This window comes from Microbulbifer sp. CAU 1566 (assembly GCF_023156515.1).
Classification (GTDB): domain Bacteria; phylum Pseudomonadota; class Gammaproteobacteria; order Pseudomonadales; family Cellvibrionaceae; genus Microbulbifer.
Map to the genome: position 1 here is coordinate 259,584 of NZ_JALNMG010000002.1, position 23,070 is coordinate 282,653.

The window sequence follows — 23,070 nt, forward strand, 5'->3', positions numbered from 1 at the left end:
GCCAGAAATTACCCGAGTCTCACTCTTCCAGATTGGCAACGCCGTGGGGAACATGGCCGGTGGCGACATGCGCGGCCGCAGACGCACAGTGATTGGGCTGATCGTCAAAGAAGACATCGGCACCAAATGCGCCCAGAAACTCCCCCTTTGGCAGTCCGCCCAGGAAGATGGATTCGTCAATACGGATATTCCAGGCGCGCAGAGTCCGTATCACCCGCTCGTGTGCAGGGGCCGAACGGGCGGTGACCAGAGCCGTTCTGATCGGGCATTGCTCCGGCCGAAACTCCGACTGCAATTGCTGCAGCGCCTCGAGGAAGCCCTTGAAAGGCCCGCCCTGCAACGGCAGGCGCGCCGAGGCGCGCTCGGCGGTCGTGAAGGCGGCCAGGCCATCCCGCTTGAAGATCTGTTCTGCTTCATCAGAAAAGATCACTGCATCGCCATCAAAAGCAAATCGCAGGGTGTCATCGCCGCGTTGGCGGGCACCTCCGGGGATCAGGGTCGCCGCAGCAATCCCCTGCTCTAGCGCCCGCCGCACATCGCTGCCATCGGTGGACAGGAACAGGTGGCAGCCGAAAGGCGCGATATAGCGGTAAGGGCTACCGCCGTTACAGAAGGCAGCGCGGCTGATATTCAGCCCGTAATGCTCGATGGAATTGAAAACACGCAGCCCGGTATCCGCACTGTTGCGCGACAGGAGGATGACCTCCACCCTGGGCTCGCCGTCCAGTCGGCTGTTGATCTGAAGAAATTTCTCCACCAGGGAAAAGGCTTCCCCCTTGGGCAAGACGTCATTCTCTCGCTCTATCTGGTAGGCTGAAAATGCCTCAACACCCTGCTCTTCGTAGATCTGGTGGCTTTCACGCAAATCGAACAGGGCCCGCGAGGAAATGGCGATAATGAGCTTATTCGTAGGTTTTGCCTGCGCTTGAGTGGCCTCACTCATGGTCATGCAACGCCCTCAAGGCGCCTCCACATCATCCAGCCCGGAGGGCTTTTCATCATTGCGGTGGGACTCAAGTAACACCAGCAACATATTCAGCAAATCTTCTCTGGTGCGCTCGGAGCGCACGCCCTGCTGATTCACGATGACCAGCATCATGGCGTGGCAGGTTTCCAGGGTAGCCCTGGCAAGCCGGTTGGTTTCGTTCGGAGGACAGGTGAAACCGAGGCGACGGAACATATCCACCAGATGATTGATCACCATTTCATCGTGGCGCTCATCCAGTTCGTGGAGTTCGGGAATACCCCACATGGCCTGCACCAGCGGCAATAAACCACGCTGTTCCCGGTATACCGATACCCAGCGCGAGACCAAATCATCCAGGAATGCCTTGAGGCTGAGATTTTCCAGGTCGGCCGCCGCCAGCTCGTCCAGGCGCTCGGTCAAGCTGGCCAGCCACTGCTCGCCCATGGCATAGAGAATCGCGTGCTTGTTGGGAAAGTAGTGGTAAACCGAACCGACAGATACACCCAGTTCTTTGGCGATGAGGATAGTGGTGAGGTCGTTGAGCCCCACCTGCTCCAGCAGGCGACCGGTGGTATCGAGTATCTGCCGGGCCCGTTCACGGGCTCGGGCCTGTACCGGCTCCCGCCGGGGTGACAACTGATTTTTACGGCGTTTCTGTTCTGCTGTCGACACTGCTTGATCCTTTCAACTGAAGGGCCTTTTTATCACAAATTGTCGACCCATTAACAAAAAAACCGGCGGAGTTCGCCGGTTTTTTTGCTCATCCTGTGAGATGAAAGAGACTCGTTAGAAGCGGTAATCCAGGCTAACCCCCGCAACACGGCCACGGGACGGGTCTGTCTGGGTAGCTGGCAGGTTATAGTCTGCCGCCGCGTAACCCCAGTGATAGAACTCCTCGCCAGTCAGGTTCTCGACGTAAACGCCGGCGGTCCAGGTTTCTGCCGGAGAAGTCAGAGACGCACGTAGGTTAACAACCCCGCGGCTGTCCAGTTTCACTTCGTCGGTGTTTTCCAGGTCGGAGAACTGCTCACCGGTGTAGGTGTACTCGCCGGTCAGCGCCATAGAACCGACGCCGATGTCTTTGGTGTACGTCAGCACAGTCGCGGAGGAAAACTCCGGAGAAAATGCCATTTTGTTGCCATCGCAGGCGTCACACAGCTCTTCCGGTGCACCACTGAATTCGGTATTCAGCCAGGCAAGGCCCATGTACAGGTCCAGGTTGTCGGTGATCAGCCAGCGCGCATCCACTTCCAGGCCCTGACCTTCGCTCTCACCCACGTTGCGGGTTACTGCCGCAGCGCCAATAAAGAACGCCTGCTGCAGGTCCTCATAGGTGTACTGGAAGGCCGCCGCGTTCAGTGCCAGTCGGTTGCCCAGCAGGCGGGCTTTTACACCCAACTCGTAGGAGAGCACCTGCTCTTCATTGAAGTTATTGGGCTCCGCGGTAGAACTGTCGACGGTCCACTCGTAGTCTTCCAGCCAGGTGTCTTCATCTTCGGCAAATGCCGGATCGGTTACTCGATAGGTCAGGTAGTCGAAACCGCCGGACTTGTAGCCGGTCGCCACACTGGCGTATGCGGTGACGGACTCAGAGAAATCGTGATTCAGAGTCGCGCGACCGGAAACATTGCTCCAGGTGTTATCACCGGTGATCGGGCCATCGGTAAACATGGCCTGGTAATTCCAGCCGCCAGTCCAGGTATCGGGCCAGGGGGAGTCTACGGTGTATTTCTTCTGGTCTTCGGTATAGCGAATGCCCAGGCCGAGGCTAGTGGCGTCGCTCAAATCAAAGGTGGTGTTGGCGAAAACACCCCAGCCAGAGTACTCACCGCGAGTGAAGGACTCTTCAACGGACATGCCGTCACCGATCATGACATTGCCGGGGATTGCCATACCGGCAGTCGGCGCGTATTCCCAGGGATCGCCACCGGTCCAGAAGGCATCGTCCATTTCGTCAGGATACGCCAGAGCCAAATCGGCACAGGTTGCCGAAGAATCCACATCCAGCTCGTAATCCACTTCCATGGCACCGGCACAGATAAAGTCTTCCGCGTCCACACCGGCGAAGTAAGCGTCCAGGTCTTCCTGGTAATAGCTGGCACCCAGCACCCAGTTGAAGGGGCCTGAATTATTCGAGGTCAGGCGGAACTCCTGACTGAAGAAGTCACCGGACTGGTCGCGCACGAAGGTATCGATCGGCAGCTCGGTGCCATCGAAGTCTTCGACGTAGGTGTAATTGTGGGTCTTGTAACCGGTAATGGAGGTGAAGGTGGTGCTGTCGAAATCGTGTTCGACGGTCAGTACCGCGTCACCGATTTCCGACTGGTCAGCACCCTGCTGATCGTTGTAAACCTCATCGTAATCGCCATCAGTACCGAGAGCGCGGTAGATGGTGCCATCGCTCACACGATCTTCGTATTGGGCAAGCAGGGTTACGGTGGTATTTTCAAATCCGGTGAAGACCCCGGTGAAGCGCATCGCGTCCGCTTCACTTGCGCCGAGCTTGCGGCCACCGGCGAGGTTTTTCACATGACCTTCCTGCTCCTGGTGCATCCCAGCGATACGGACAGCAAAATCCTCGCTGACCGGCATGTCTACGGCGCCCTCAAAATCCGCACGTCCGTACTGGCCCGCGCTTACGGAGATTTCGCCACCGAAGGTTTCACCCGGCTTACGGGAAGTCATGGAAATAGCGCCGGATGCCGTGTTGCGGCCGAACAGAGTGCCCTGCGGGCCCTTGACCACTTCCACCCGCTCGAGGTCAAACATGCTCGGTGTCGCACCGGTGCGGCTCTGGTAAACGCCGTCGAGGAATACCCCCAACGCGGGATCACTGCCGGAGCCAAAACTGTTGTTGTTCACACCGCGGACAGATACAGAGTCGAAATAAGAATCTGTGGTTTCACCGGAAATACCCGGTGTCATCGCGAACAGGTCCTTGAAGTCACTCATGTTGGAATTTTTGATGGTGTCACCGGTAAAGGCACTCACAGACATCGGAACGTCTTTCAGTGACTCTGCACGCATCTGCGCAGTTACGGTAACTTCCTCAATTTCTGGCGCAGCGGCGGCAACACCGCTGAAGGTAAATACTGCTGCACCAACTACGGCGCTGACAGCAGAGGCCAGCAGGTGTTTTCTGGCCAAAATCGGCTGATCAGATAGCGTCATCGTTACTCCCCGTGGGTTATTTTTATCGGGTGTCTGCCTATTCATACCACTCAGGACGGACCCGGCAATTGAAGTGACCGGTTTGTTATCCCACAAACCGAACAATTATTCAATTATGGTTTAGCTAAAAATTGAACGAGTGCCTCCAGACGCACGCTCAGCAGGTTTTAGAGAAACCACTGAAGTTACCGGCCCAGCTTATCCTTCAAGCTGTAATAGAGCATTCCCGCTACCAGCCCGGGCCAACGCAGCAGCGTTCCACCTGGGAAGCTGGGCGTCGGAATGCGCGACAATACATCAAATCTTTCCTCTGTGCCCGCAATCACTTCAGAGATGATTTTCCCGGCAAAAGTGGCCGTAGGGACACCGTGCCCCGAGTAGCCCTGGCTGTAATACACATTGGGTTCCAGCCGGCCGATACTGGGCATGCGATTGAGGGTGATCGCCAGGGTGCCGCCCCAACCGTAGTCGATGCGGGTACTGGCCAATTGCGGGTAGATTTCCAGCATGTACTTGCGCACAAAGGCGCGAATATCCTGAGGGAAACGGGAGGTGTAATTCTCACCCCCGCCGAAAACCAGCCGGTTATCACCGGACAGCTTCCAATAATTGATCACAAACAGCGTGTCTTGTAGCGCGTAGTCGTTCGCAATCAATTCCCGTGCCAATTCTTCTGGCAAAGGCTCAGTCGCCAGCACGAAGTTATTGATCGGCATGATGCGCCCGGCCATCCGGGGTTCCAGGTTCCCCAGGTAGCCATTGCAGGCCAGTACGACATTTTTGGCCTTCACTTGGCCTGTAGCAGTGTTGACCACACAGGGGCTGCCACCGTGGTAACTGGTGACGCGACTGTGCTCATAAAACTGAACCCCGGCCTTTGCCGCTGCGGCCGCCAACCCAAGGGCAAAGTTGAGCGGATGCAGGTGCAGTGAGCCGCTATCAATCTGGCCACCATAGAAACGCTCCGACCCCACCAGTGAGCGCACCTCGTCTTTGTCGGCATAGCGCATCTGCTCGTAACCGTAGCGCTGGTTCAGTACATCGACTTCTTCTTTCAGCCAGGCATCGTGACTGGGCTTAGCTGCCAGGTGCATGATGCCCCGTTTCAGGTCACACTGAATCTGGTGCTTGTGAATCAGCTCCTCGACAGTCTGCACGGCCTCCAGCCCCATATCCCATAGCTGCCGCGCGGTTTCCAGGCCCAACATGGCCTCCAGGTCTTCCTGGCCTTTGCGCTGCCCTACCCCAACGTGGCCACCGTTACGCCCGGAAGCGCCCCAGCCGACACGTTCAGCTTCGAGCACCACCACCTTGAAGCCGCGCTCAGCGAGATGCAGCGCTGAAGAGAGCCCGGTATAACCCGCACCAATAACACACACATCCGCTTCAACCGTCTGGTCAAGCGCACCAAATGAGGGCGCCTCATTGGCGCTGGAAGCATAATAGGAATCGGTGTGGCCGAGCAGTTTGGTCACGGTTCCGCTGGCAGACATGGATAACTCTCCGAAAAAGGGTTGGTCTACGGTTTTACGGTGAGCCCATCTGTTATTGAGCGACCCACCGCTACTCGCACTCGGGCCCTCGACGAACCCCACGCAAGAAAAAACCGAAGCATTATTCAATATTTCTTGAATGATAATTCGGTTTCTTGCCATAATCAAAGTCCGCCGTGCGATCTACAACAAAAAAGTTGCTCCGATCCGATGACGACGGCCTCTCGATCCCACTATTTGCGGGATGAGAGCGGGATATATACTAATGAACCCCATCCGGGGAAAAGGCCTTCTATTAACAAGGTGTACCATGGACAAGATTACCCAGTGGCTCGCAGAACACTCCATTTCCGAGGTCGAGTGCCTGGTACCGGATATGTCCGGAAATGCGCGGGGCAAATTTACCCCCACCGATAAATTCCTCACCGAAGACAGCCGCCTGCCTGAAAGCATTCTGGTGCAGACGGTTACCGGTGACTACGTCGACGAACACAATGAGCTGGTAGACCCGGCAGATACCGACATGCTGCTGGTACCTGATCCGGACTCCATCCGCCTGAACCCCTGGGCCAATGAGCCTACCGCGCAGATTATTCACGATTGCTACACCCGGGATGGCAAGCCCCACCCCATCAGCACACGGAATATTCTCAAGTTTGTTCTCGAAAAATACGCAGAACAAGGCTGGCAACCAGTGGTCGCACCGGAGGTTGAGTTCTACCTGATCAAACGCAACCTGGACCCGGACGAAAAGCTCTCGGCGCCCGTGGGACGCTCAGGCCGTACAGAAAAAACCCGACAGTCCTACAGCATTGATGCCGCTAACGAGTATGAGGCCATCATCGAGGATATGTACGATTTCTGTGAAGCCCAGGGCCTGGACGTGGACACCCTGATTCACGAATCCGGCACCGCGCAGATGGAAATCAATTTCCTGCACGGTGACCCCCTGAAACTGGCAGACCAGGTATTTACCTTCAAGCGTACTGTGCGTGAAACCGCGTTACGCCACGGTATCTACGCCACTTTCATGGCCAAACCCATGGAAGATGAACCCGGCAGCGCCCTGCACCTGCACCAGAGTGTGATCGACGTTAAAACCGGCAAAAATATTTTTGTCGATGAAGACGGCGTGGAGAACGATATCTTCATGCACTTTATTGGCGGCATGCAGAAATTCACCCCGGGTTTCATTACCTTCTTTGCGCCGAACGTAAACTCTTACCGCCGGTTCACACCAGAGATGGCCGCGCCTACCAGTTTGCACTGGGGTTATGACAACCGCACCACCGGATTGCGCGTACCCGACAGCTCACCCCAGGCCAAACGACTGGAAAACCGCTTCCCCGGGGCCGACTGCAACCCCTATCTGGCGATTGCAACCTCTCTCGCCTGCGGTTATCTCGGCATGATGAACAAGGTCAAACCAAGCAAGCCCTACGAGGGCGACTGCTCACGAGAACCGATTACCCTGCCCCGCACCCAGGAGCACGCACTGAGCCTGCTGGCGGAGTGTCCGGAAGCGGTGGAAATGTTTGGCGACACCTTTGTGCGCGCCTGGGCTGCCATCAAGCGCGACGAGTACGAAGAGTTCAACCGGGTAATCAGCTCCTGGGAGCGTGAATACCTGTTGCTGAACGTCTGATTCACACGCTCCAGCGGCAGTTTCAATTCGTCACAAACAAAAAACCCGGCATTTGCCGGGTTTTTTGTTGCTTACTGAGCACCCATTATTTGTGGTCCGGGTCCTTCCAGTAATCTTTCACTGTGTCCTTCATTTCCCGCGCCAGAATGGAAATACCAAACAGGTTCGGCAAGGTCATCAAGACAATCGCCACCGCCGACAAATTCCAGATCACGGTAGTATCTTCAATGGCCGCCCAGAAGAAAGCCACCACATATACCAGCCGGTACGGCATAACAGCCTTGGGGCCGAACAGGTAAATCATTGAACGGTCACCGTAATAGGACCAGGCAATCGCGGTAGAAAAAGCAAACAGCAGAATACCCAGGGTTACGATGTAACTACCATACTCTCCGAAGAAACCTTTCTGGAAAGCCCGGTTGGTCAGCGCCACCGAGTGCAGCAGGGAGTTCCCCCACACATCCACATTCGGATTCACCAAACGCCCATCGTTCACATTGAGCACACCGGAGTAGTTGTCTCCACCTACCCGGAACTCAACGTTTTCCGCCACCGAGCGGGAATTAATTACCGTAAATTCATTTTTGTTCAGCGGCAGGCCATCAGCTACCACAATGGTGCCGGTAAAAGTGCGCACATCGCTGTCGAGCCCGCTCAGGAATCCGAACAGCTGCTTTACATTACCCTCATCCTTGTCATCGTAAGTGCCAGCGACCACGCGCATGTCCGCGCGCTCGAAGCGGTTCATATGCTTCTCGGTCCATACACCAGAAGAAAGAATTACCAAGCCGGTCAGGGTACAGATGATCAAGGTATCGATAAATGGCTCGAGCAGGGAAACCATACCTTCCGATACCGGCTCATCGGCGCGCGCCGCGGCGTGCGCAATAGGTGCAGAGCCCTGGCCGGCTTCGTTAGAAAACAGACCTCGGTTCACACCGCGGTTGAACGCGTATGCGAAGCTCGCCCCGAGGAAGCCACCGACGGCGGAACTGCCGTTGAACGCATCAGAAAAGACAGACGCAAATGAAGGGATGATATTTTCGTAGTTATACAGGATCACCGCCAGGGCGCCGACGATGTAGAGCACCGCCATTACCGGCACAATAGTGGAGGTCACTTTCGCAATACGGGTAATACCGCCGATGATCACCAGGCCCAGCAGTATGGCCAGCACACCGCCGGTGAGCATCTTACTGAGGCCAAAAGTGTCGTACATCGCCTGGGCGATATTATTCACCTGCGGCAGGCTACCGGTACCAAAGGAGCTGATCACAGTGGCAATGGCAAAGATAACAGCCAGCCATTTCATGTTCAGGCGGCGCTCCATATAGAACATGGGGCCACCGGCATAAAAGCCGTCTGCCGCTTTAATACGGTATTTATGTGACAGGGTTACTTCGACAAATTTGGTCGTCATCCCCAGGAAGGCCGTAACCCACATCCAGAACAGTGCAGCGGGGCCACCAAGGAAAATTGCGAGGCCCACGCCACCGATATTACCGGTACCTACGGTACCAGACAGTGCGGTTGCAAGCGCTTGGAAGTGGGAGGTATCGCCAGGGTCACTGGGTTTGTCGTACTTGCCCTGTACGATCTTAATCGCATGACCAAAGTAACGGATTTGTGGAAAACCCAGATAAAGAGTGAAGAAAAAGCCTACACCCAAAAGTACCCATGGAAACCAGGGCGCAGACCCCAGTAAACCATCCAGGGTCAACAACAACTGATTGAACGATTCCAAACCAACCCCCACTGCAATTATTCTGTGTAATTAATCACCAGGTTGCTGCGATAAAATACAGCGACTCAAACCTGGCTTCTGCAAGTGCCGGGCAGATTAGCAGCTTCCCCTCAGGGAGAACAGTAATCCGCCAATCATCAGCAGCATAGTCCTTATTTCTGCCAAGAATTAAACAAAAAACTAATTTTTTTGCCAAATCCGGCAATTCTGTCGCACAACTTGTCGTCATTCACCGGCAATCCTGCGCATCAATCTTGGGGCAGCCCCCCTGCTCCCCCCAGGCTCCGCATAAATTCGGCCCGATGTGGAAAGACCCCGAACTGCCCTCCGGTATGAACAAAAACCAGATTGCGCACGCCGGCGTACTTGCCGGACTGAACATCCTGCAACAAACCGTAAAACGCTTTTCCGGTGTATACCGGGTCCAGCAAAATTCCTTCCAACCGTGCAGCTTCAGCAATGGTCCGGTACACCTCAGCGGTTGCCAGACCATAACCGGGCCCGATGTAATTGTCGTCGACACGAATTTTGCCGGGATCAAACGCGCAGGACTGCGCGTATCGCGTACGCCAGTCTTCAATGTCTGCGACAATTTTGTTGACGAAGTATTCTGTATCGTCACAAACGGCGTAGCCGGTGACCGCGGTTTCCGCGCCCAATAACTGGCATCCCAGTGTCAATCCGGCCTGGGTGCCACCACTACCACTGGCACATATCACCTGTTCGGGGGCAAATCCCAATCGCCGGCAGTCCTCCAGCAATTCCTCCGCGCCGCGGATATAGCCCCAGATGCCCAACCCATCGCTACCGCCGGTGGGAATGGCGAGCGCCTTGTCTCCCCGTTCCTGATAATACTGCTCCCAGTGTTCAAACAGAGATGGCAATTGATCCAGGTATTTGCGCAGCGGATAAACCGAAACCTCTGCACCTGCCAGGTAATCCACCAGCAAATTGCCATCGGCCTGTTGCTCCTCTTGCTGCAGTTGCCTGCCGCCTCGAAGAATCAAGTGAGCCCTTAAATCTGTCTTTGCCGCAGCCAGCGCGGTTGCCCGGCAATGATTCGACTGAACACCGCCACAGGTAATCAGGGTGTTGCAACCGGTGGCCTTCGCCTCGGCAATGATAAATTCCAGCTTACGGAGTTTGTTGCCGGACAGGGCACTTTCGGTGAGGTCGTCGCGCTTTATCCAGATTTTCGGTCCCCCAAAAGGTTGCGAATACTTCTCGCTAATTCTTGGGAGTGGCTGCAGCGGTGTGGGCAGGTTAGCCAGAGGTTCCCTGGCTGGGTACTGGATACTCAACGGCGTTTCCCCTTTCTTCAATTACAAAAAAACCCGGTTGATACCGGGTTTTTTACGATCACTCAAGCCACTATCGACCTGAAACGATCAGATGTTCTTGATGGTGCCTTTGGGCAGTACTGCGTGTACCGCGACCTTCTGGAACTTGAGCTTCATATTTTCGCCCACTTCCAGAATCAGGTAGTCATCGTCTACTTTTTCTACGCGCCCCAGCATGCCGCTGGTGGTTACTACTTCATCACCTTTTTTAAGCGCACCAACCAGTTCCTGGTGCTCTTTCTGGCGCTTGCGCTGCGGGCGAATAATAAACAGCCACATGAACACAAACAGGCCACCGAACATCAGCAGAGTGATCAGCGGGTTCCCCTGAGGAGCCGGAGCCGCCTCTTGTGCCATTGCAGCAGGAATAAAGAAATCCATGGTCTAAACCTCGATAGAGTCAGTCAAAAATCTGGGGCCAACTCTAACGGCTTTGACAAAATGAGGCAATCCAGAGCACCGGTTACCCGGTACACTGGATTACGTGATGCGAGGTTTTTAGCCGATAGTCCGCTTAAAATCGCTGGCGAACCTGACGGCGATATCCAGTAGGCGACATGCCGGTCCAACGCTTGAAGGCGCTGGTAAAGCTGGTTCTGTCTGAAAAATCCAGGATTCGGGAAATACCATCCACGCTGAGAGCAGTGTCCTTAAGGAAATGCACTGCATGGCGGAAGCGAACGTGATCGCGCAGAGAGGCGAAACTCAGGTTGTGCTCCTGCAACCGACGCTGCAGGGTCCGGGTGGACATACTGAGGTCCGAAGAGACCGGACGAATTGCCAGAGATGCCTTTCCAATCCGTTGTTCCAGCACGTCGATAACTCGAGCGGCGATACCGAAGCTGGTTGCCTCCGGTGGCGCCAGCAACTGATCAAGAATGTTCGGATCCCCGGACAGTCTTGCCTGCTGCAGTGGTTTGTCTTCTGAGAGCGAAGCTTGGTCTGGCTGAATATGGTTCATAGCTGCTCCTTGATGGGTTCCTTGAGCCGCGGTTTATTGTTCTACGCCCGCTTCCTGCGAGTCCCTATTTACCACCGCCAGCAAAAAGTCACATAAGACAGTTGCTGACTACTACTTGGGTGCGGGGGCGCACCTGAAAACAGGCATCGAAGCCTACCCAGAAAGATTACTTTTTGTACTACTTCCTCGCACCACACGCAATCGTTCTGGGCCAGACGGTTGGGCGGCGCTCCTTTACACAAGCCAGTATAGACCATCTGTGGAGAATGCAAGGGACGACAGTAAATTTTTTTTAATCAGCGCACAAAAAGATACTGCCGCCATGTCCCGGGTCACATTTAGTGACAATGCCGCGCGGAGCTAATCACACCAGGTTTTCGTCAATCCACTGCAAAACATCGTCGTGGTGGGTTTTGGTTTTGACCTTATCGATAATGTGTTGCAGGCGGCCGCTCTTATCAATAATGAAGGTGGTACGCAGCAGGCCCATATACTCCCGCCCCATAAACTTCTTCAATCCCCAGCAACCATACTTGTCGGCAACCTTATGGTCTTCGTCGGCCAGTAAGTCAAAGTTCAGGGTGTGCTTTTCGAAAAATTTCTGCAGTTTACTTTCCGGGTCCGGGCTAAGGCCGAAAACCACAGTATCTCGCTTGGCAAGCTCCGCAGCACTGTCACGAATTCCACAAGCCTGCGTGGTGCATCCCGGCGTGAGCGCCTTTGGATAAAAGTACAGAACAACGTTTTTCTGATCGCGAAAATCTTTCAGCGTCACCTTCTCGCCATTCTGGTTATTCAGGCTGAAAGCCGGTGCAAGATTACCGATTTTAGGAAATGCCATAGTCCCTCCCCTGCTATTTATTCATTAAAGGAACGCATTATATCCAATGACAGCCTGAACTTCTGATCGATCAGAAGTCCAGCAGCTGGAAGCTTTTTTCCTTGCGGGCTCGCAGGCCCCGACTCCCCAGCTTTTCGACCAGCGCCGCTTTTTCCGCGTCTGTCAGAAATTCACCGACCTCCAGACAACCCTCGGGTCCGGTAAAGGTGACGCTAGCAGGTTCCGATGGCGTTGCCCCCATTCGCACCAAAACCGCCAGGCTGTGTCTATCAAACTCGGTGTGATAACTGGGGCGTTTCAGGTTTCCCCGGCCGCAATCCAGCACTACGCGGTCATCATTGATCCGGATCACCTCCCGCCGGGTCCCTTCCAGGTAGACATAGCCGAACAGCACGGCCAGCAGCAGTACCTCGAGAAATGCGAAGGGAATTACCATCCAGGCACCAGCGAGCGCAAAAGCGACACTGATACCAAGGGACACCGCAACCAGGGAAATAAACACCCAGAGGTTGCCTGCCAACGATAGGGATTGATTGGGCGCAAGCAGGATGCAGGCCCGGCGCGCGCCGGCGCCACCGACTTCTTTGACCATGGTACATCTTCCATCACTGTGCTGGTTTCAGTGTAGGACAGCGGAATTTCGAACCAAGAGTCACGTACCCTTACCCAGCTTCTATACTGGGCAAGCTGGTTCCCGGCGCTTGCCGACCCTTGCTGGCCTTTGCCCCGGATACAGGGCTGGATTTTCCCGCGCCCAGCGGGCAAGATGCCGGCGTCTGATTTTCGGAATGCGTGACCAAAAGCCACGCCATGCCGAATGTATATAACCGCGTAAACCGCCGCTCGAAAGCCCTCCTCGAAAGCCCTCAGGGTTCCGCGTGGGCCCAAGGCGAAGCGGCACACCAGCCCGCGCGTACAACAAGAGCACCATCATGCAAGTTGAATCCATCGACACACTCCTTAAATCCAGCCAGCGAGAAGGCGAGGCCACCCGCGTACAGGGCTGGATTCGCACCCGCAGAGACTCCAAAGCCGGCCTGTCGTTTCTGGCCGTGCACGATGGCAGCTGCTTCGATCCCATCCAGGTGGTTGTAGAGTCCTCCGTCAATAACTATCAATCGGAAGTCCTGCGTCTGACGACCGGTTGTGCCGTGGATATAGAAGGCACCATCAAGCCCTCAGAGGGCAAAGGCCAGGCGATCGAACTGCTGGCCTCCTCAGTGACCGTGGTGGGCTGGGTGGAAGACCCGGACACCTACCCCATGTCGCCCAAACGCCACACCATGGAACACCTGCGCGAACATGCCCACCTGCGCCCCCGCACCAATGTGAGCGGCGCGGTTGCCCGGGTGCGCAATTGCATTGCTCAGGCGATCCACCGCTTCTTTCACGAGCGCGGCTTCAACTATATACACACGCCAATCATCACCGCCTCCGACTGTGAAGGCGCCGGCGAAATGTTCCGCGTCAGCACGTTGGATCAAACCAATCTTCCACTCACGGACAAAGGCGATGTTGACTACGCCGAGGACTTCTTCGGCGAAGAAACCTTCCTCACCGTGTCCGGCCAGCTGAATGTTGAGAGCTACTGTCTCGCCCTTTCCAAGGTCTACACCTTCGGGCCGACTTTCCGTGCGGAAAACTCCAACACCACACGCCACCTGGCGGAGTTCTGGATGGTGGAACCGGAAATTGCCTTCGCCGACCTGGCGGACTGTGCCAATCTCGCAGAAGAAATGCTGAAGTATGTTTTCCGCGCGGTGCTCACCGAGCGCCCGGATGACATGGCCTTCTTTGCCCAGCGTATCGACAAGGACGCGATTAGCCGCCTCGAAAACATCATCGACAACGACTTCGCGCGCATCAATTACTCCGATGCCATCGAGATTCTGGAAAACTGCAAAGAGAAGTTTGAGTTTCCGGTTTCCTGGGGTATCGATCTCGCCTCTGAGCACGAGCGCTATCTGGCCGAGAAACACTTCAAGAAGCCGGTTATCGTGTTGAATTATCCGAAGGACATCAAAGCGTTCTATATGCGCATGAACGACGATGGCAAAACCGTCGCTGCGATGGATGTACTGGCTCCGGGGATTGGTGAAATTATTGGCGGCTCCCAGCGCGAGGAGCGCCTCGACAAGCTGGATGCGCGCATGGATGAGATGGACATCCCGAAAGAACACCTGGACTGGTACCGCGACCTGCGTCGCTACGGCACCGTGCCACACGGCGGTTTTGGTCTCGGATTTGACCGTATCGTTTCCTATGTGACCGGTATGGGCAACATTCGCGATGTGATCCCCTTCCCGCGCACACCGCGCAATGTGAAGTTCTAAGCGGTGACACGCTAGACGGCGAAGCTCTTGGGATTAACCAATCCCAAGAACAAAAAAACCCGCACACTGTGCGGGTTTTTTTTGGGCTTTAAACTTGGTAAAAGTCAAAGCTTACGGCAGCAGGTGTGCAACCGCATCACGCTCTTCAGCCAGTTCGGTCTCGGTAGCGGTCATCTTCTCACGGGAGAAATCATTGATCTCCACGCCCTGAACGATTTCCCAGTCGCCGTTTTTGCAAACAACCGGGAAAGAGTAGATCAGGCCTTCCTGAATACCGTAGGAACCGTCGCTGTATACGCCCATGCTGGTCCAGTCGCCTTCGGCAGAACCCAGCGCCCAATCGCGCATATGGTCGATGGCAGCATTGGCAGCGGAAGCTGCAGAAGAGGCGCCACGCGCCTTGATGATGGCTGCGCCGCGTTGCTGAACAGTTGGGATGAAGTCGTTCTCGTACCACTCCTGCTCAACTTTACCCATGGCGTCTTCGCCGTTTACCTTGGCCTGGTGCAGGTCAGGGTACTGGGTCGCAGAGTGGTTGCCCCAGATGGTCATGTGGGTGATGTCGTTCACGGTGGAATCGGTCTTGTTCGCCAGCTGAGTCAGGGCACGGTTGTGGTCCAGGCGGGTCATGGCGGTGAAGTTACGCGGATCCAGGTCCGGCGCATTGCGCTGGGCGATCAGTGCGTTGGTATTGGCGGGGTTGCCGACAACCAGAACTTTCACGTTGCGCGCAGCAACATCGTTCAGGGCCTTACCCTGAGCAGAGAAGATAGCGGCGTTGGCTTCCAGCAGGTCTTTACGCTCCATGCCGGGACCACGCGGACGAGCGCCAACCAACAGCGCGTATTCAGCGTCTTTGAAGGCAACGGTCGCGTCGTCGGACTGCACAATGCCCGCCAGCAGCGGGAAGGCGCAATCTTCGAGCTCCATGGCAACGCCTTTCAGCGCTTCCAGTGCAGGAGTGATTTCCAGCAGCTGAAGAATGACCGGTTGATCTTTACCGAGCATTTCGCCGGAAGCGATGCGAAACAGCAGCGAATAGCTGATCTGGCCGGCGGCGCCGGTAACTGCAACACGAACAGGTGCTTTCACGATTAATCTCCGTTGTTTTCAGGCGCCCGCATTATAGGGCTTTGCAAATTAATTTCATTAGCCTTTAGTCGGTAACTGACCAAAATTGTCAGACCAAATTCGTCGTAGAGCCTGGATAACGAGTTTTTAGGGCTTCATATAGCTGTACACTGAAGTTTTCTGCTGAACTGTCCAAAATTTGTGCAAGCTCGGCGAGATGCTCATTGTCTTCTCGCCCACTCCAGAGTTTCTGGTAGCTGCCGTCTTTGTAGCCATGGTCCTGGCGAAAACGATTCAACACATTTTTGCCGACATAGCGGAGGTACAGGTCTTCAAACGGCATTTCGCAATCGCTCATTAATTGCGCAAAGCCGACCAAATCAAATTGTTTTTCAACCAGAGTATTGCGAGTAAAGGATTCCAGGTTTTCACGGAAATCCCCAGCCACCGGGCGCTCACTGGATAACTGCTGCTGCATTTTTTGCGCAACCGCTTCCGGCGATCCCTGCTGTAATTCGAGGCTGAGCCCGAAGTGCCAGATATCCACTAACTCCAGCTTCACCTGCTCCATTTCCGGCTGCTGCTTTTTCCACCACTTCCAGCCGTAGTGATCCAACAATTCGGCACTTTCAACCCAGATCGCACGGTACCAGGGAAAATTCTGAGCGCGCCAGTTTTCATTCACTAGCGTATTTATCTCGTCCTGCAGAGATAACATCGTGTGTAATTGCTGCTGCAACATAAACAGTTCCTGATTGTTCAAACGGCGCGCACTCAGGCGGCGCGGGGGAAAAGTCGGTAGAAGTTTTCGCTGGTGCGTTCAGCCAATTCTTCATAGGCCAGCCCGCGCAAATCGGCGATAAACTCGGCAACCTCGCGGACATAGGCTGGGATATTGGGCTTACCGCGATACGGTACTGGCGCCAGATACGGTGAATCGGTTTCCACCAGCAACCGGTCCAGTGGCACCTGGCGAGCCACCTCTCGCAGTTCTTCGGCATTTTTGAAAGTGACGATGCCAGAGAGTGAGATGTAATAGTTGAGGTCCAGTGCCGCCTTGGCCATTTCCCAACTTTCGGTAAAGCAGTGGAGTACGCCGGCATGCTCACGGCTTCCGTGGCTGCGGATCAGGTCAATCGTGTCTTCCCGGGCATCCCGAGTATGTACGATCACCGGTAAACCAACCTGCCCCGCTGCCTGCAAGTGAGCAATAAAGCTCTGCTGCTGAACCTCTTTGGTTTCGGTGCTGTAGTAGTAATCGAGACCGGTTTCCCCCAGGGCAACGACTTTAGGCCTGGTCGCCAGTTCTTTGAGGGTTTCCACATCTGCCAGCCCGGAATCTACATCCAAGGGGTGCACCCCAACAGAGCACACCACGTCGTCATAGCGCCCGGCAATACTGACTACATCGTCGATGTTGTCGAGACTGATCCCGACACACAGAAATTTACCCACGCCGCGGCTGCGCGCCAGTGAGAGTACGGCATCCAGATCGCCGTCAAATTGATCGAGTTTCAGTCTGTCGAGGTGACAGTGGGAATCTACCAGCATGAATCGGGGCCTTTGAATCCGGACCTTCTGAGAACACCAGCCAGAGGTGCTCTAAAAGGCGCAGAGAATTGAGCTGGGGATTATACAGATAGGAAGCTTGTGGCGCGCGGCGGGTACCGGAATCGCCAGTGCCAATGCAAAGGCGAAGGCCCTCCGAATGAGGGCCTGACAAGTGAGGTTACAGCGTGTGGGTAGGACGACTGGACTCGAGAGAGCCCGCCAGCAAGGTTTCGATCTTGCTCTGCGCGGTATTTTCTTTGTCGCTGAATTGAATACCGATGCCCGGTGTGCGGTTGCCTTGGGCACCGCTGGGAGTAATCCAGACTACTTTACCGGCAACCGGGAGTTTTTCCGGCTCATCCATCAGGCTCAGGAGGAGAAAAACTTCATCGCCCAGGTTGTAGGTCTTGTCGCTATTGATGAACAGGCCACCATTTTTCACAAACGGCATATAGGCCGCATACAGCACGGATTTGTCCTGGATTTTCAGTGACAGGATGCCATTGCGCGCACCGCCCCCCATACCTTTCATACTCAACCCTGTATCGTCTACTGCCAATAACTGGCGTATTTGCTCTTGTTATTACGCCCGGCAACGCTCTTCACTGCGGGGCGGGCTGTCGCGATAAGTTACCCCGAGGACCAGAGGCTGTCTACCGCCTGACTCACGGTTATCGAAAAAGCGCCGCCCAACGAATGAGCAACTCTTCCATCAGCAATCGCTTGTTGGGGTTACTGTTACCTGCGAGCAAGCCTCTCGCCTTCAGCAATTGATCGTAAAATCCGAACAACGGGCGCAATCCCTCGTGACCGTTACCCGGCAGCCTCTGCAACAGCGCCATAATCTCCCGGTCTGCGGGCTGGTCCGTGCTACGCACTTTCAACATCTGCGCCAACCAGCTTTGCCAGAACTGCAGCAACAGGTTGAGGTCCACCCCCTCCCCTGGCGACTCCCAGCGCCCGGCCAGAGTCACAGGGCTCTCGTTGCCGCGGCTCAGCGTCGTCAGGTCCCGTAAAAACTGTTCGCGCAGCTCTCGGGATTCCGGTTCCATGAGGTTGACCGCTAACAGCGGCGCCCCTCCGGCGAGGTTTAGCGCACTGGTGGCCTGATCACCTTCCACTCCGCTATCGCTCAGCCAGCGCAACGCGGCCTGCTGTGGCGGCACGGGAAATGCGATGGTCTGGCAGCGACTGCGGATCGTCGGTAACAGCCCGGAAGGGTTGTCGGTAATTAGGAGAAAAATCACGGAACCGGAAGGTTCTTCCAGGTTTTTCAGTAGCGCATTCGCCGCATTGATGTTCATCGCCTCGGCGGGTGCCAGCCAGACGACCCGGGCACCTTCTCGCGCACTGGTACGGCCGACAAATTCACCAAGCTGGCGAATCTGCTCGACCTTGAGCGGCCCCTGCTCTTTCTCCGGAACAACGCGGATAAAATCGGGGTGAGAGCGTGCAATGCGAAGCTGGCAGCCGCGGCACTCCCCACAAGCCAGGCCATGGCGAGGCTGATCGCACAGCAAGAGCGCGGCAAAAGCGTCCGCAAAACGTCGCTTTCCCAGCCCGGGTTGGCCACTGATCAGTAACGCATGGGGGCAGCGGCCCGCAATCCACTGGGCACCGAGACGCTGCCACTGAGATGCCTGCCAGGGGAGTGGTGAAGGAATTGGCAGTTGCGGTTCCGCTACCGGAACTTCTTCCTGCCCCTTGGGTGACTTGGCCTTCGCCTTACTCATACGGCACCCGCAATTGTCACCAGCACCTCTTCCAGCTGTCGTTGCACCTCCGATAGAGGGCACGCAGCGTCGATAACCGCATAGCGTTCGGGGGCAGCTTCCGCCCGCGCCCGATAAGCTGCACGCACTTTGTTAAAGAACGCCAGCTGCTCGCTTTCGAAACGATCCGCTGCACCGGTAGAAGCCGCGCGCTTCAGGCCAATCGCCGGGTCAAGATCCAGAAGTAAAACCCGATCCGGACGCAGTTCGCCCTGCACCCGCTGCTCCAGCTCTTCAATCAGCGCACGATCCAAGCCGCGACCACCACCTTGATAAGCATAGGTAGCATCGGTAAAACGGTCGCAGATCACCCACTTCCCCGCCGCCAGTGCGGGCTCGATAACCCGGCTCAGATGCTGTGCGCGGGCCGCAAATACCATCAGTAATTCTGCAGTGGGGTCAACCGCCTCAGTGCGCTTTGCCAGCAGCAAACCGCGCAATTCTTCAGCCAGCGGAGTGCCGCCCGGCTCCCGGGTTTGCACATATTCAATGCCACGGCTCTCAAGCCACTGGGTGACAAAGCGCAGATTGGTCGACTTCCCTACGCCCTCGCCACCTTCCAGGGTGATGAATTTGCCTCTGGTCTGATTTGACATGCATTCACTTACAATCTGGGCGGACGTGTGTTCTTAGCGTCCACATTCTTAGAGTCCGCGATTAAAAACCACCGAATGACCGGCACAATCAATCACTGTTTTTGACCTCTGCCGGGCTAGAGCGGTAATCCGAGCGACGCTTCAATTGATACTCACGCACCGCGCGATTGTGCTCCGACAGCGACGACGAAAAATGGTGGGAGCCATCACCCTTCGCCACAAAGTACAGGCTATTCCCCGCTTTAGGGTGCAAGGCTGCGTGAATCGCCTCCTTGCCTGGCAATGCGATGGGCGTCGGTGGCATGCCGCTGATCACGTAGGTGTTATACGGTGTGGCGCCACGCAGGTGCGCCCGCGTTAAGTTACCCTCGTAATCATCGCCCAGGCCGTAAATAACCGTAGGATCCGTCTGCAGGCGCATGCCTTTGCCCAGACGCCGGACAAAAACACCGGCGATTTCATCGCGCTCCCAGGGAACTCCAGTTTCTTTCTCAACGATGGAGGCCATGATCAACGCCTCGTAGGCGCTACTGTAGGGAAGTCCCTCTGAGCGTTGTTGCCACTCCTGCTCAAGTACCATCTCCATTCGCGCGAATGCCTGCTGCAGCAGGTCCAGATCCGACGCGCCGGACCGATACACATAGGTATCGGGGAAGATGCGCCCCTCGGGGTTTCCGTCTATTGCCAACGCCGAGGCAGCCGCCGCAACAGATTCACCGGCTGCGGTGTGTGTAATCTTTTTCGCATTGCGAATTTGTGTCAACGCCTGGCTGAAGGTCCAGCCTTCCACTAACGTCACTCGATACAGGGTGACATCACCGCGATTCAGCCGGCCTACCAAGTCCATCGCATTGCTGCCCGCGGGAATCATGTACTCCCCCGGATGAATACTGCTCTGGTCTTTGAACCTTGCGTATAAACGAACCCAGCGGGGTGAGCGCAGCACGCCCTCGGATTCAAGGCGATTCAGGATGCGGGAAAGGTTACTGCCCGTTTCAACATCGATGCGCAGCCCGTCGACTGGGACTGACAGGGGCTTTACCAGTGCATTTTGCGCGTGCCAGAAAGCCGCCGCACCGACGATCAACCCCAGGAAAAAAAGCGTAAAAAACCAGCGCAACCAACTGCCGCCGAAATTCTTTTTAGCCCGACCAGAGGACGCTCGATTACGAGGAGATTTAGCCCCGGACGTTTTCTTTTTTTTATCTACCACAGTGCCTCTTTTTATCTACCTCGGAGTCTCTCTTTATCGACAAAGGTGATCCTCTTTATCGACAAGGGTGTCTCTACCATAAATTTTCGGCGATCAATTGCTGCAAACGCCCTGTGGCAGGACCGGTTGCCAGCACCGTCTCCCCGAAGCCGACTACAGGAACCACGCCGCGCACACCGTTACAAACTGCCAGCTCATCCGCCAGAGCAAGATCCCGGAGGGAAAACCTATCTTCGCTGATTTCCACGCGACCGGCCAGCCAGCCAAGCATCACCCCCCGCACCCCGCAAACGTCGAGGCTCGGAGTCATCCAACGCCCGGCTTTGTGCAGCAACAGGTTCGAACGCAAGCACTCAATGACCAACCCATCGGCATCCAACAGCAACCCTTCTTTGAGCGGCGCATCCGCCTCTGGTTCCGGCTGAAGCGCGGCTTCTCCCCCGGCCTGATCATAAATTTCGCGACGCAATAATTTACAGCCCGGCACGGCGGCTGGCGCCTCACTACTTCGCGTTTTCGACAGTGAAAAAGGAGACGCCGAGGCCGATGGGTTTAGCCGCGTATCACAGCACTGCAGCACCACCCCCCTGCTCCAGGGAGAAAACGCCTCAAGTGGCACCGCGTAAAAGTCCCAGCGCACAATTTGATCAAGCAGTCCGAAGCGAAAACGTATCCTTGCACCGTATGGCCAGTTCGCCGTCATGGTGGCAAGCTGCTGTGCACTCTGCTGGATCTGACCAAGCTCCGAGGTAGCTACCGCCGCACAACGCGTAAAACGAGCCATGTGCAGTGACAACAAAGGAATTGTGCCGGATTGGGCACGCATGGTTTCCAGCAGACCCGCAGAGAAATCAGCGTCGGCCGGCAGCGCTTCAACGGCACCTGCAGCAGTGTAAGAAACAGGTGTCGGCAGCTTTACCATGGGAGCAGTCGGAATATTGGACAAGAGGTGGCCCCGGCAAACTCACTAAAAGCTACCGGGGCCTTTTACAGACTCAGACGTCGTATTAAACCCGCTGGAAAATCAGCGAGCCATTGGTACCACCAAACCCGAAAGAGTTGGACAGCACGGCGTCGATCTTCATCTCCTGTGCGGTGTGTGGAACCAGGTTGATCCCTGTACAGTTCTCATCCACGTTGTCCAGGTTGATCGTGGGCGGAGCCACCTGATCCATGATCGCTTTCACGGAGAAAATCGCTTCAATCGCGCCGGCAGCACCGAGCAGGTGGCCCGTCATGGATTTGGTGGAACTCACAGCAACCTGATCCAGGCTACCTTCAAACACGGAACGCACAGCGGCGATTTCCGCCTTGTCACCCAGTGGCGTCGAGGTGCCGTGGGCATTGATATATTGAATCGCCGACGCGCTGAGATTTGCATCCTGCAGAGCATTCGCCATCGACAGGGCTGCACCAGCACCATCCTCCGGCGGAGAAGTCATGTGGTGGGCATCACCGCTCATGCCAAAGCCGCTCAATTCAGCGTAGATTTTCGCACCGCGCGCTTTTGCGTGCTCGTATTCTTCCAGCACCAGCACACCGGCACCTTCACCCAGTACAAAACCATCGCGGTCTTTGTCCCACGGACGGCTCGCCGCCTGAGGGTCATCGTTGCGGGTAGACAGTGCGCGCGCTGCACAGAAGCCCCCAAGCCCAACAGGCGTGGTTACCATTTCTGCGCCACCGCAAACCATCACGTCCGCATCACCATACTGAATGGTGCGCAATCCCAAACCGATCGCGTGGGTACCAGTGGTACACGCAGTGGTCGTGGACAGATTCGGCCCTTTCATGCCGTATTTAATCGACAAATTGCCGGAAACCATGTTGATGATGGCACCGGGCACAAAGAAAGGAGAAACCCGGCGGGGCCCCTTCTCAGCGATCAACAAGGCATTGTTTTCAATCGCAGCGATACCACCCATACCAGAGCCAATACAGGCGCCGATACGCGGGGCATTCACTTCAGTAATTTCCAGGCCACTATCTTCCACAGCCTGAATACCGGCACTCAGGCCGTACTGCAGGAAAATATCCATCTTGCGCGCTTCTTTGGCCGCAACATGAGGCTCGGGGTCAAAGTTTTTTACCGTCGCAGCAAAACGTGTGGTGAATGCTGAAACATCAAAACTATCAATAGGCTCAACACCACTCTTGCCTGCCAGCAAAGCGGACCAGGTCTCTTCAAGGGTATTGCCCAGCGGGCTGACAGTGCCCATCCCGGTAATAACTACTCTTCTACGCGACACTTGCGCCTCCCCCGAAATCAATCAAACACGCCGGAAAAATTATTTGCTTACCGGTCGCTTTTACAAGGTTCAAATAGACGGAGAGCCGCGCTATGCAACATAGAACGGCTCTCGCAGTACAAC

The 23,070-nt window shown here is 55.7% G+C and carries 22 protein-coding genes; 2 read left to right on the forward strand and 20 right to left on the reverse strand.

The annotated features are described in order from the left end of the window. Positions 1-19: 19 nt before the first annotated feature. From M0G74_RS06230 to M0G74_RS06245, 4 genes are all read right to left on the reverse strand, one after another. On the reverse strand, positions 20-949 hold the full coding sequence (locus tag M0G74_RS06230) for a 5'-nucleotidase (protein ID WP_248215666.1): 930 nt from the start codon (positions 947-949) through the stop codon (positions 20-22). Between the two features lie 9 nt (positions 950-958). Next, positions 959-1,639 (reverse strand): TetR/AcrR family transcriptional regulator, encoded by a 681-nt coding sequence (locus tag M0G74_RS06235; RefSeq protein WP_160153625.1) that lies wholly within the window; start codon positions 1,637-1,639, stop codon positions 959-961. Between the two features lie 114 nt (positions 1,640-1,753). Further along, positions 1,754-4,138, reverse strand: a complete 2,385-nt coding sequence (locus M0G74_RS06240; protein WP_248215667.1) for a TonB-dependent receptor — start codon at positions 4,136-4,138, stop codon at positions 1,754-1,756. 185 nt (positions 4,139-4,323) lie between these two features. Continuing rightward, entirely contained in the window at positions 4,324-5,631 is a 1,308-nt protein-coding gene (locus M0G74_RS06245; RefSeq protein WP_248215668.1) for an FAD-binding oxidoreductase, read from the reverse strand. Positions 5,632-5,941: 310 nt separating this feature from the next. Between M0G74_RS06245 and M0G74_RS06250 the strand changes: the two genes are divergently transcribed. After that, positions 5,942-7,276, forward strand: a complete 1,335-nt coding sequence (locus M0G74_RS06250; RefSeq protein WP_160153622.1) for a glutamine synthetase family protein — start codon at positions 5,942-5,944, stop codon at positions 7,274-7,276. Positions 7,277-7,361: 85 nt separating this feature from the next. Here M0G74_RS06250 and M0G74_RS06255 read toward each other — a convergent pair whose 3' ends face one another. From M0G74_RS06255 to M0G74_RS06285, 7 genes are all read right to left on the reverse strand, one after another. Continuing rightward, positions 7,362-9,020, reverse strand: coding sequence for an AGCS family amino acid carrier protein (locus tag M0G74_RS06255; protein ID WP_248215669.1), 1,659 nt, complete (start codon positions 9,018-9,020; stop codon positions 7,362-7,364). A 34-nt stretch (positions 9,021-9,054) separates the two neighbouring features. Further along, positions 9,055-9,249 (reverse strand): hypothetical protein, encoded by a 195-nt coding sequence (locus M0G74_RS06260; RefSeq protein WP_248215670.1) that lies wholly within the window; start codon positions 9,247-9,249, stop codon positions 9,055-9,057. 19 nt (positions 9,250-9,268) lie between these two features. Beyond that, complete coding sequence (locus M0G74_RS06265; protein ID WP_248215671.1) at positions 9,269-10,321, reverse strand: D-cysteine desulfhydrase family protein; 1,053 nt, start codon at positions 10,319-10,321, stop codon at positions 9,269-9,271. Between the two features lie 87 nt (positions 10,322-10,408). After that, positions 10,409-10,741, reverse strand: a complete 333-nt coding sequence (gene yajC, locus M0G74_RS06270; RefSeq protein WP_160153619.1) for a preprotein translocase subunit YajC — start codon at positions 10,739-10,741, stop codon at positions 10,409-10,411. 133 nt (positions 10,742-10,874) lie between these two features. Next, entirely contained in the window at positions 10,875-11,321 is a 447-nt protein-coding gene (locus M0G74_RS06275) for a helix-turn-helix domain-containing protein (protein WP_160153618.1), read from the reverse strand. Positions 11,322-11,685: 364 nt separating this feature from the next. Further along, entirely contained in the window at positions 11,686-12,162 is a 477-nt protein-coding gene (bcp, locus tag M0G74_RS06280) for a thioredoxin-dependent thiol peroxidase (RefSeq protein ID WP_248215672.1), read from the reverse strand. A gap of 70 nt (positions 12,163-12,232) precedes the next feature. After that, complete coding sequence (locus M0G74_RS06285; RefSeq protein WP_160153616.1) at positions 12,233-12,754, reverse strand: DUF2244 domain-containing protein; 522 nt, start codon at positions 12,752-12,754, stop codon at positions 12,233-12,235. 340 nt (positions 12,755-13,094) lie between these two features. Here M0G74_RS06285 and asnS point away from each other — a divergent pair, with 340 nt between their 5' ends. Beyond that, positions 13,095-14,495: an asparagine--tRNA ligase gene (gene asnS, locus M0G74_RS06290; protein WP_248215673.1), complete on the forward strand. Its 1,401-nt coding sequence runs from the start codon at positions 13,095-13,097 to the stop codon at positions 14,493-14,495. Positions 14,496-14,606: 111 nt separating this feature from the next. On the opposite strand, the gene M0G74_RS06295 is transcribed toward asnS, so the two are convergent. The 9 genes from M0G74_RS06295 to fabF all read right to left on the reverse strand — a co-directional run bounded on the left by M0G74_RS06295 (position 14,607) and on the right by fabF (position 22,947). Continuing rightward, positions 14,607-15,587 carry a malate dehydrogenase gene (locus tag M0G74_RS06295; RefSeq protein ID WP_160153614.1) on the reverse strand — a complete coding sequence of 327 codons (981 nt, stop codon included), beginning with the start codon at positions 15,585-15,587 and terminating at the stop codon, positions 14,607-14,609. An 88-nt stretch (positions 15,588-15,675) separates the two neighbouring features. After that, a complete protein-coding gene (locus M0G74_RS06300) occupies positions 15,676-16,308 on the reverse strand; it encodes a dUTP diphosphatase (protein ID WP_160153613.1) in 633 nt (210 codons plus the stop codon). Between the two features lie 32 nt (positions 16,309-16,340). Beyond that, positions 16,341-17,117 carry a TatD family hydrolase gene (locus tag M0G74_RS06305; RefSeq protein ID WP_248215674.1) on the reverse strand — a complete coding sequence of 259 codons (777 nt, stop codon included), beginning with the start codon at positions 17,115-17,117 and terminating at the stop codon, positions 16,341-16,343. 178 nt (positions 17,118-17,295) lie between these two features. Beyond that, entirely contained in the window at positions 17,296-17,649 is a 354-nt protein-coding gene (locus M0G74_RS06310) for a PilZ domain-containing protein (RefSeq protein ID WP_160153611.1), read from the reverse strand. A gap of 139 nt (positions 17,650-17,788) precedes the next feature. After that, entirely contained in the window at positions 17,789-18,850 is a 1,062-nt protein-coding gene (locus tag M0G74_RS06315) for a DNA polymerase III subunit delta' (RefSeq protein WP_160153610.1), read from the reverse strand. Beyond that, positions 18,847-19,485, reverse strand: coding sequence for a dTMP kinase (gene tmk, locus M0G74_RS06320; protein WP_248215675.1), 639 nt, complete (start codon positions 19,483-19,485; stop codon positions 18,847-18,849). Before tmk ends, M0G74_RS06315 begins: the two co-directional genes overlap by 4 nt. Positions 19,486-19,573: 88 nt before the next feature. Next, entirely contained in the window at positions 19,574-20,605 is a 1,032-nt protein-coding gene (gene mltG / locus M0G74_RS06325) for an endolytic transglycosylase MltG (protein WP_248215676.1), read from the reverse strand. A gap of 166 nt (positions 20,606-20,771) precedes the next feature. Further along, entirely contained in the window at positions 20,772-21,644 is an 873-nt protein-coding gene (locus M0G74_RS06330; protein ID WP_248215677.1) for an aminotransferase class IV, read from the reverse strand. 61 nt (positions 21,645-21,705) lie between these two features. Beyond that, positions 21,706-22,947 (reverse strand): beta-ketoacyl-ACP synthase II, encoded by a 1,242-nt coding sequence (fabF, locus tag M0G74_RS06335; RefSeq protein WP_248215678.1) that lies wholly within the window; start codon positions 22,945-22,947, stop codon positions 21,706-21,708. Positions 22,948-23,070 lie beyond the last annotated feature (123 nt).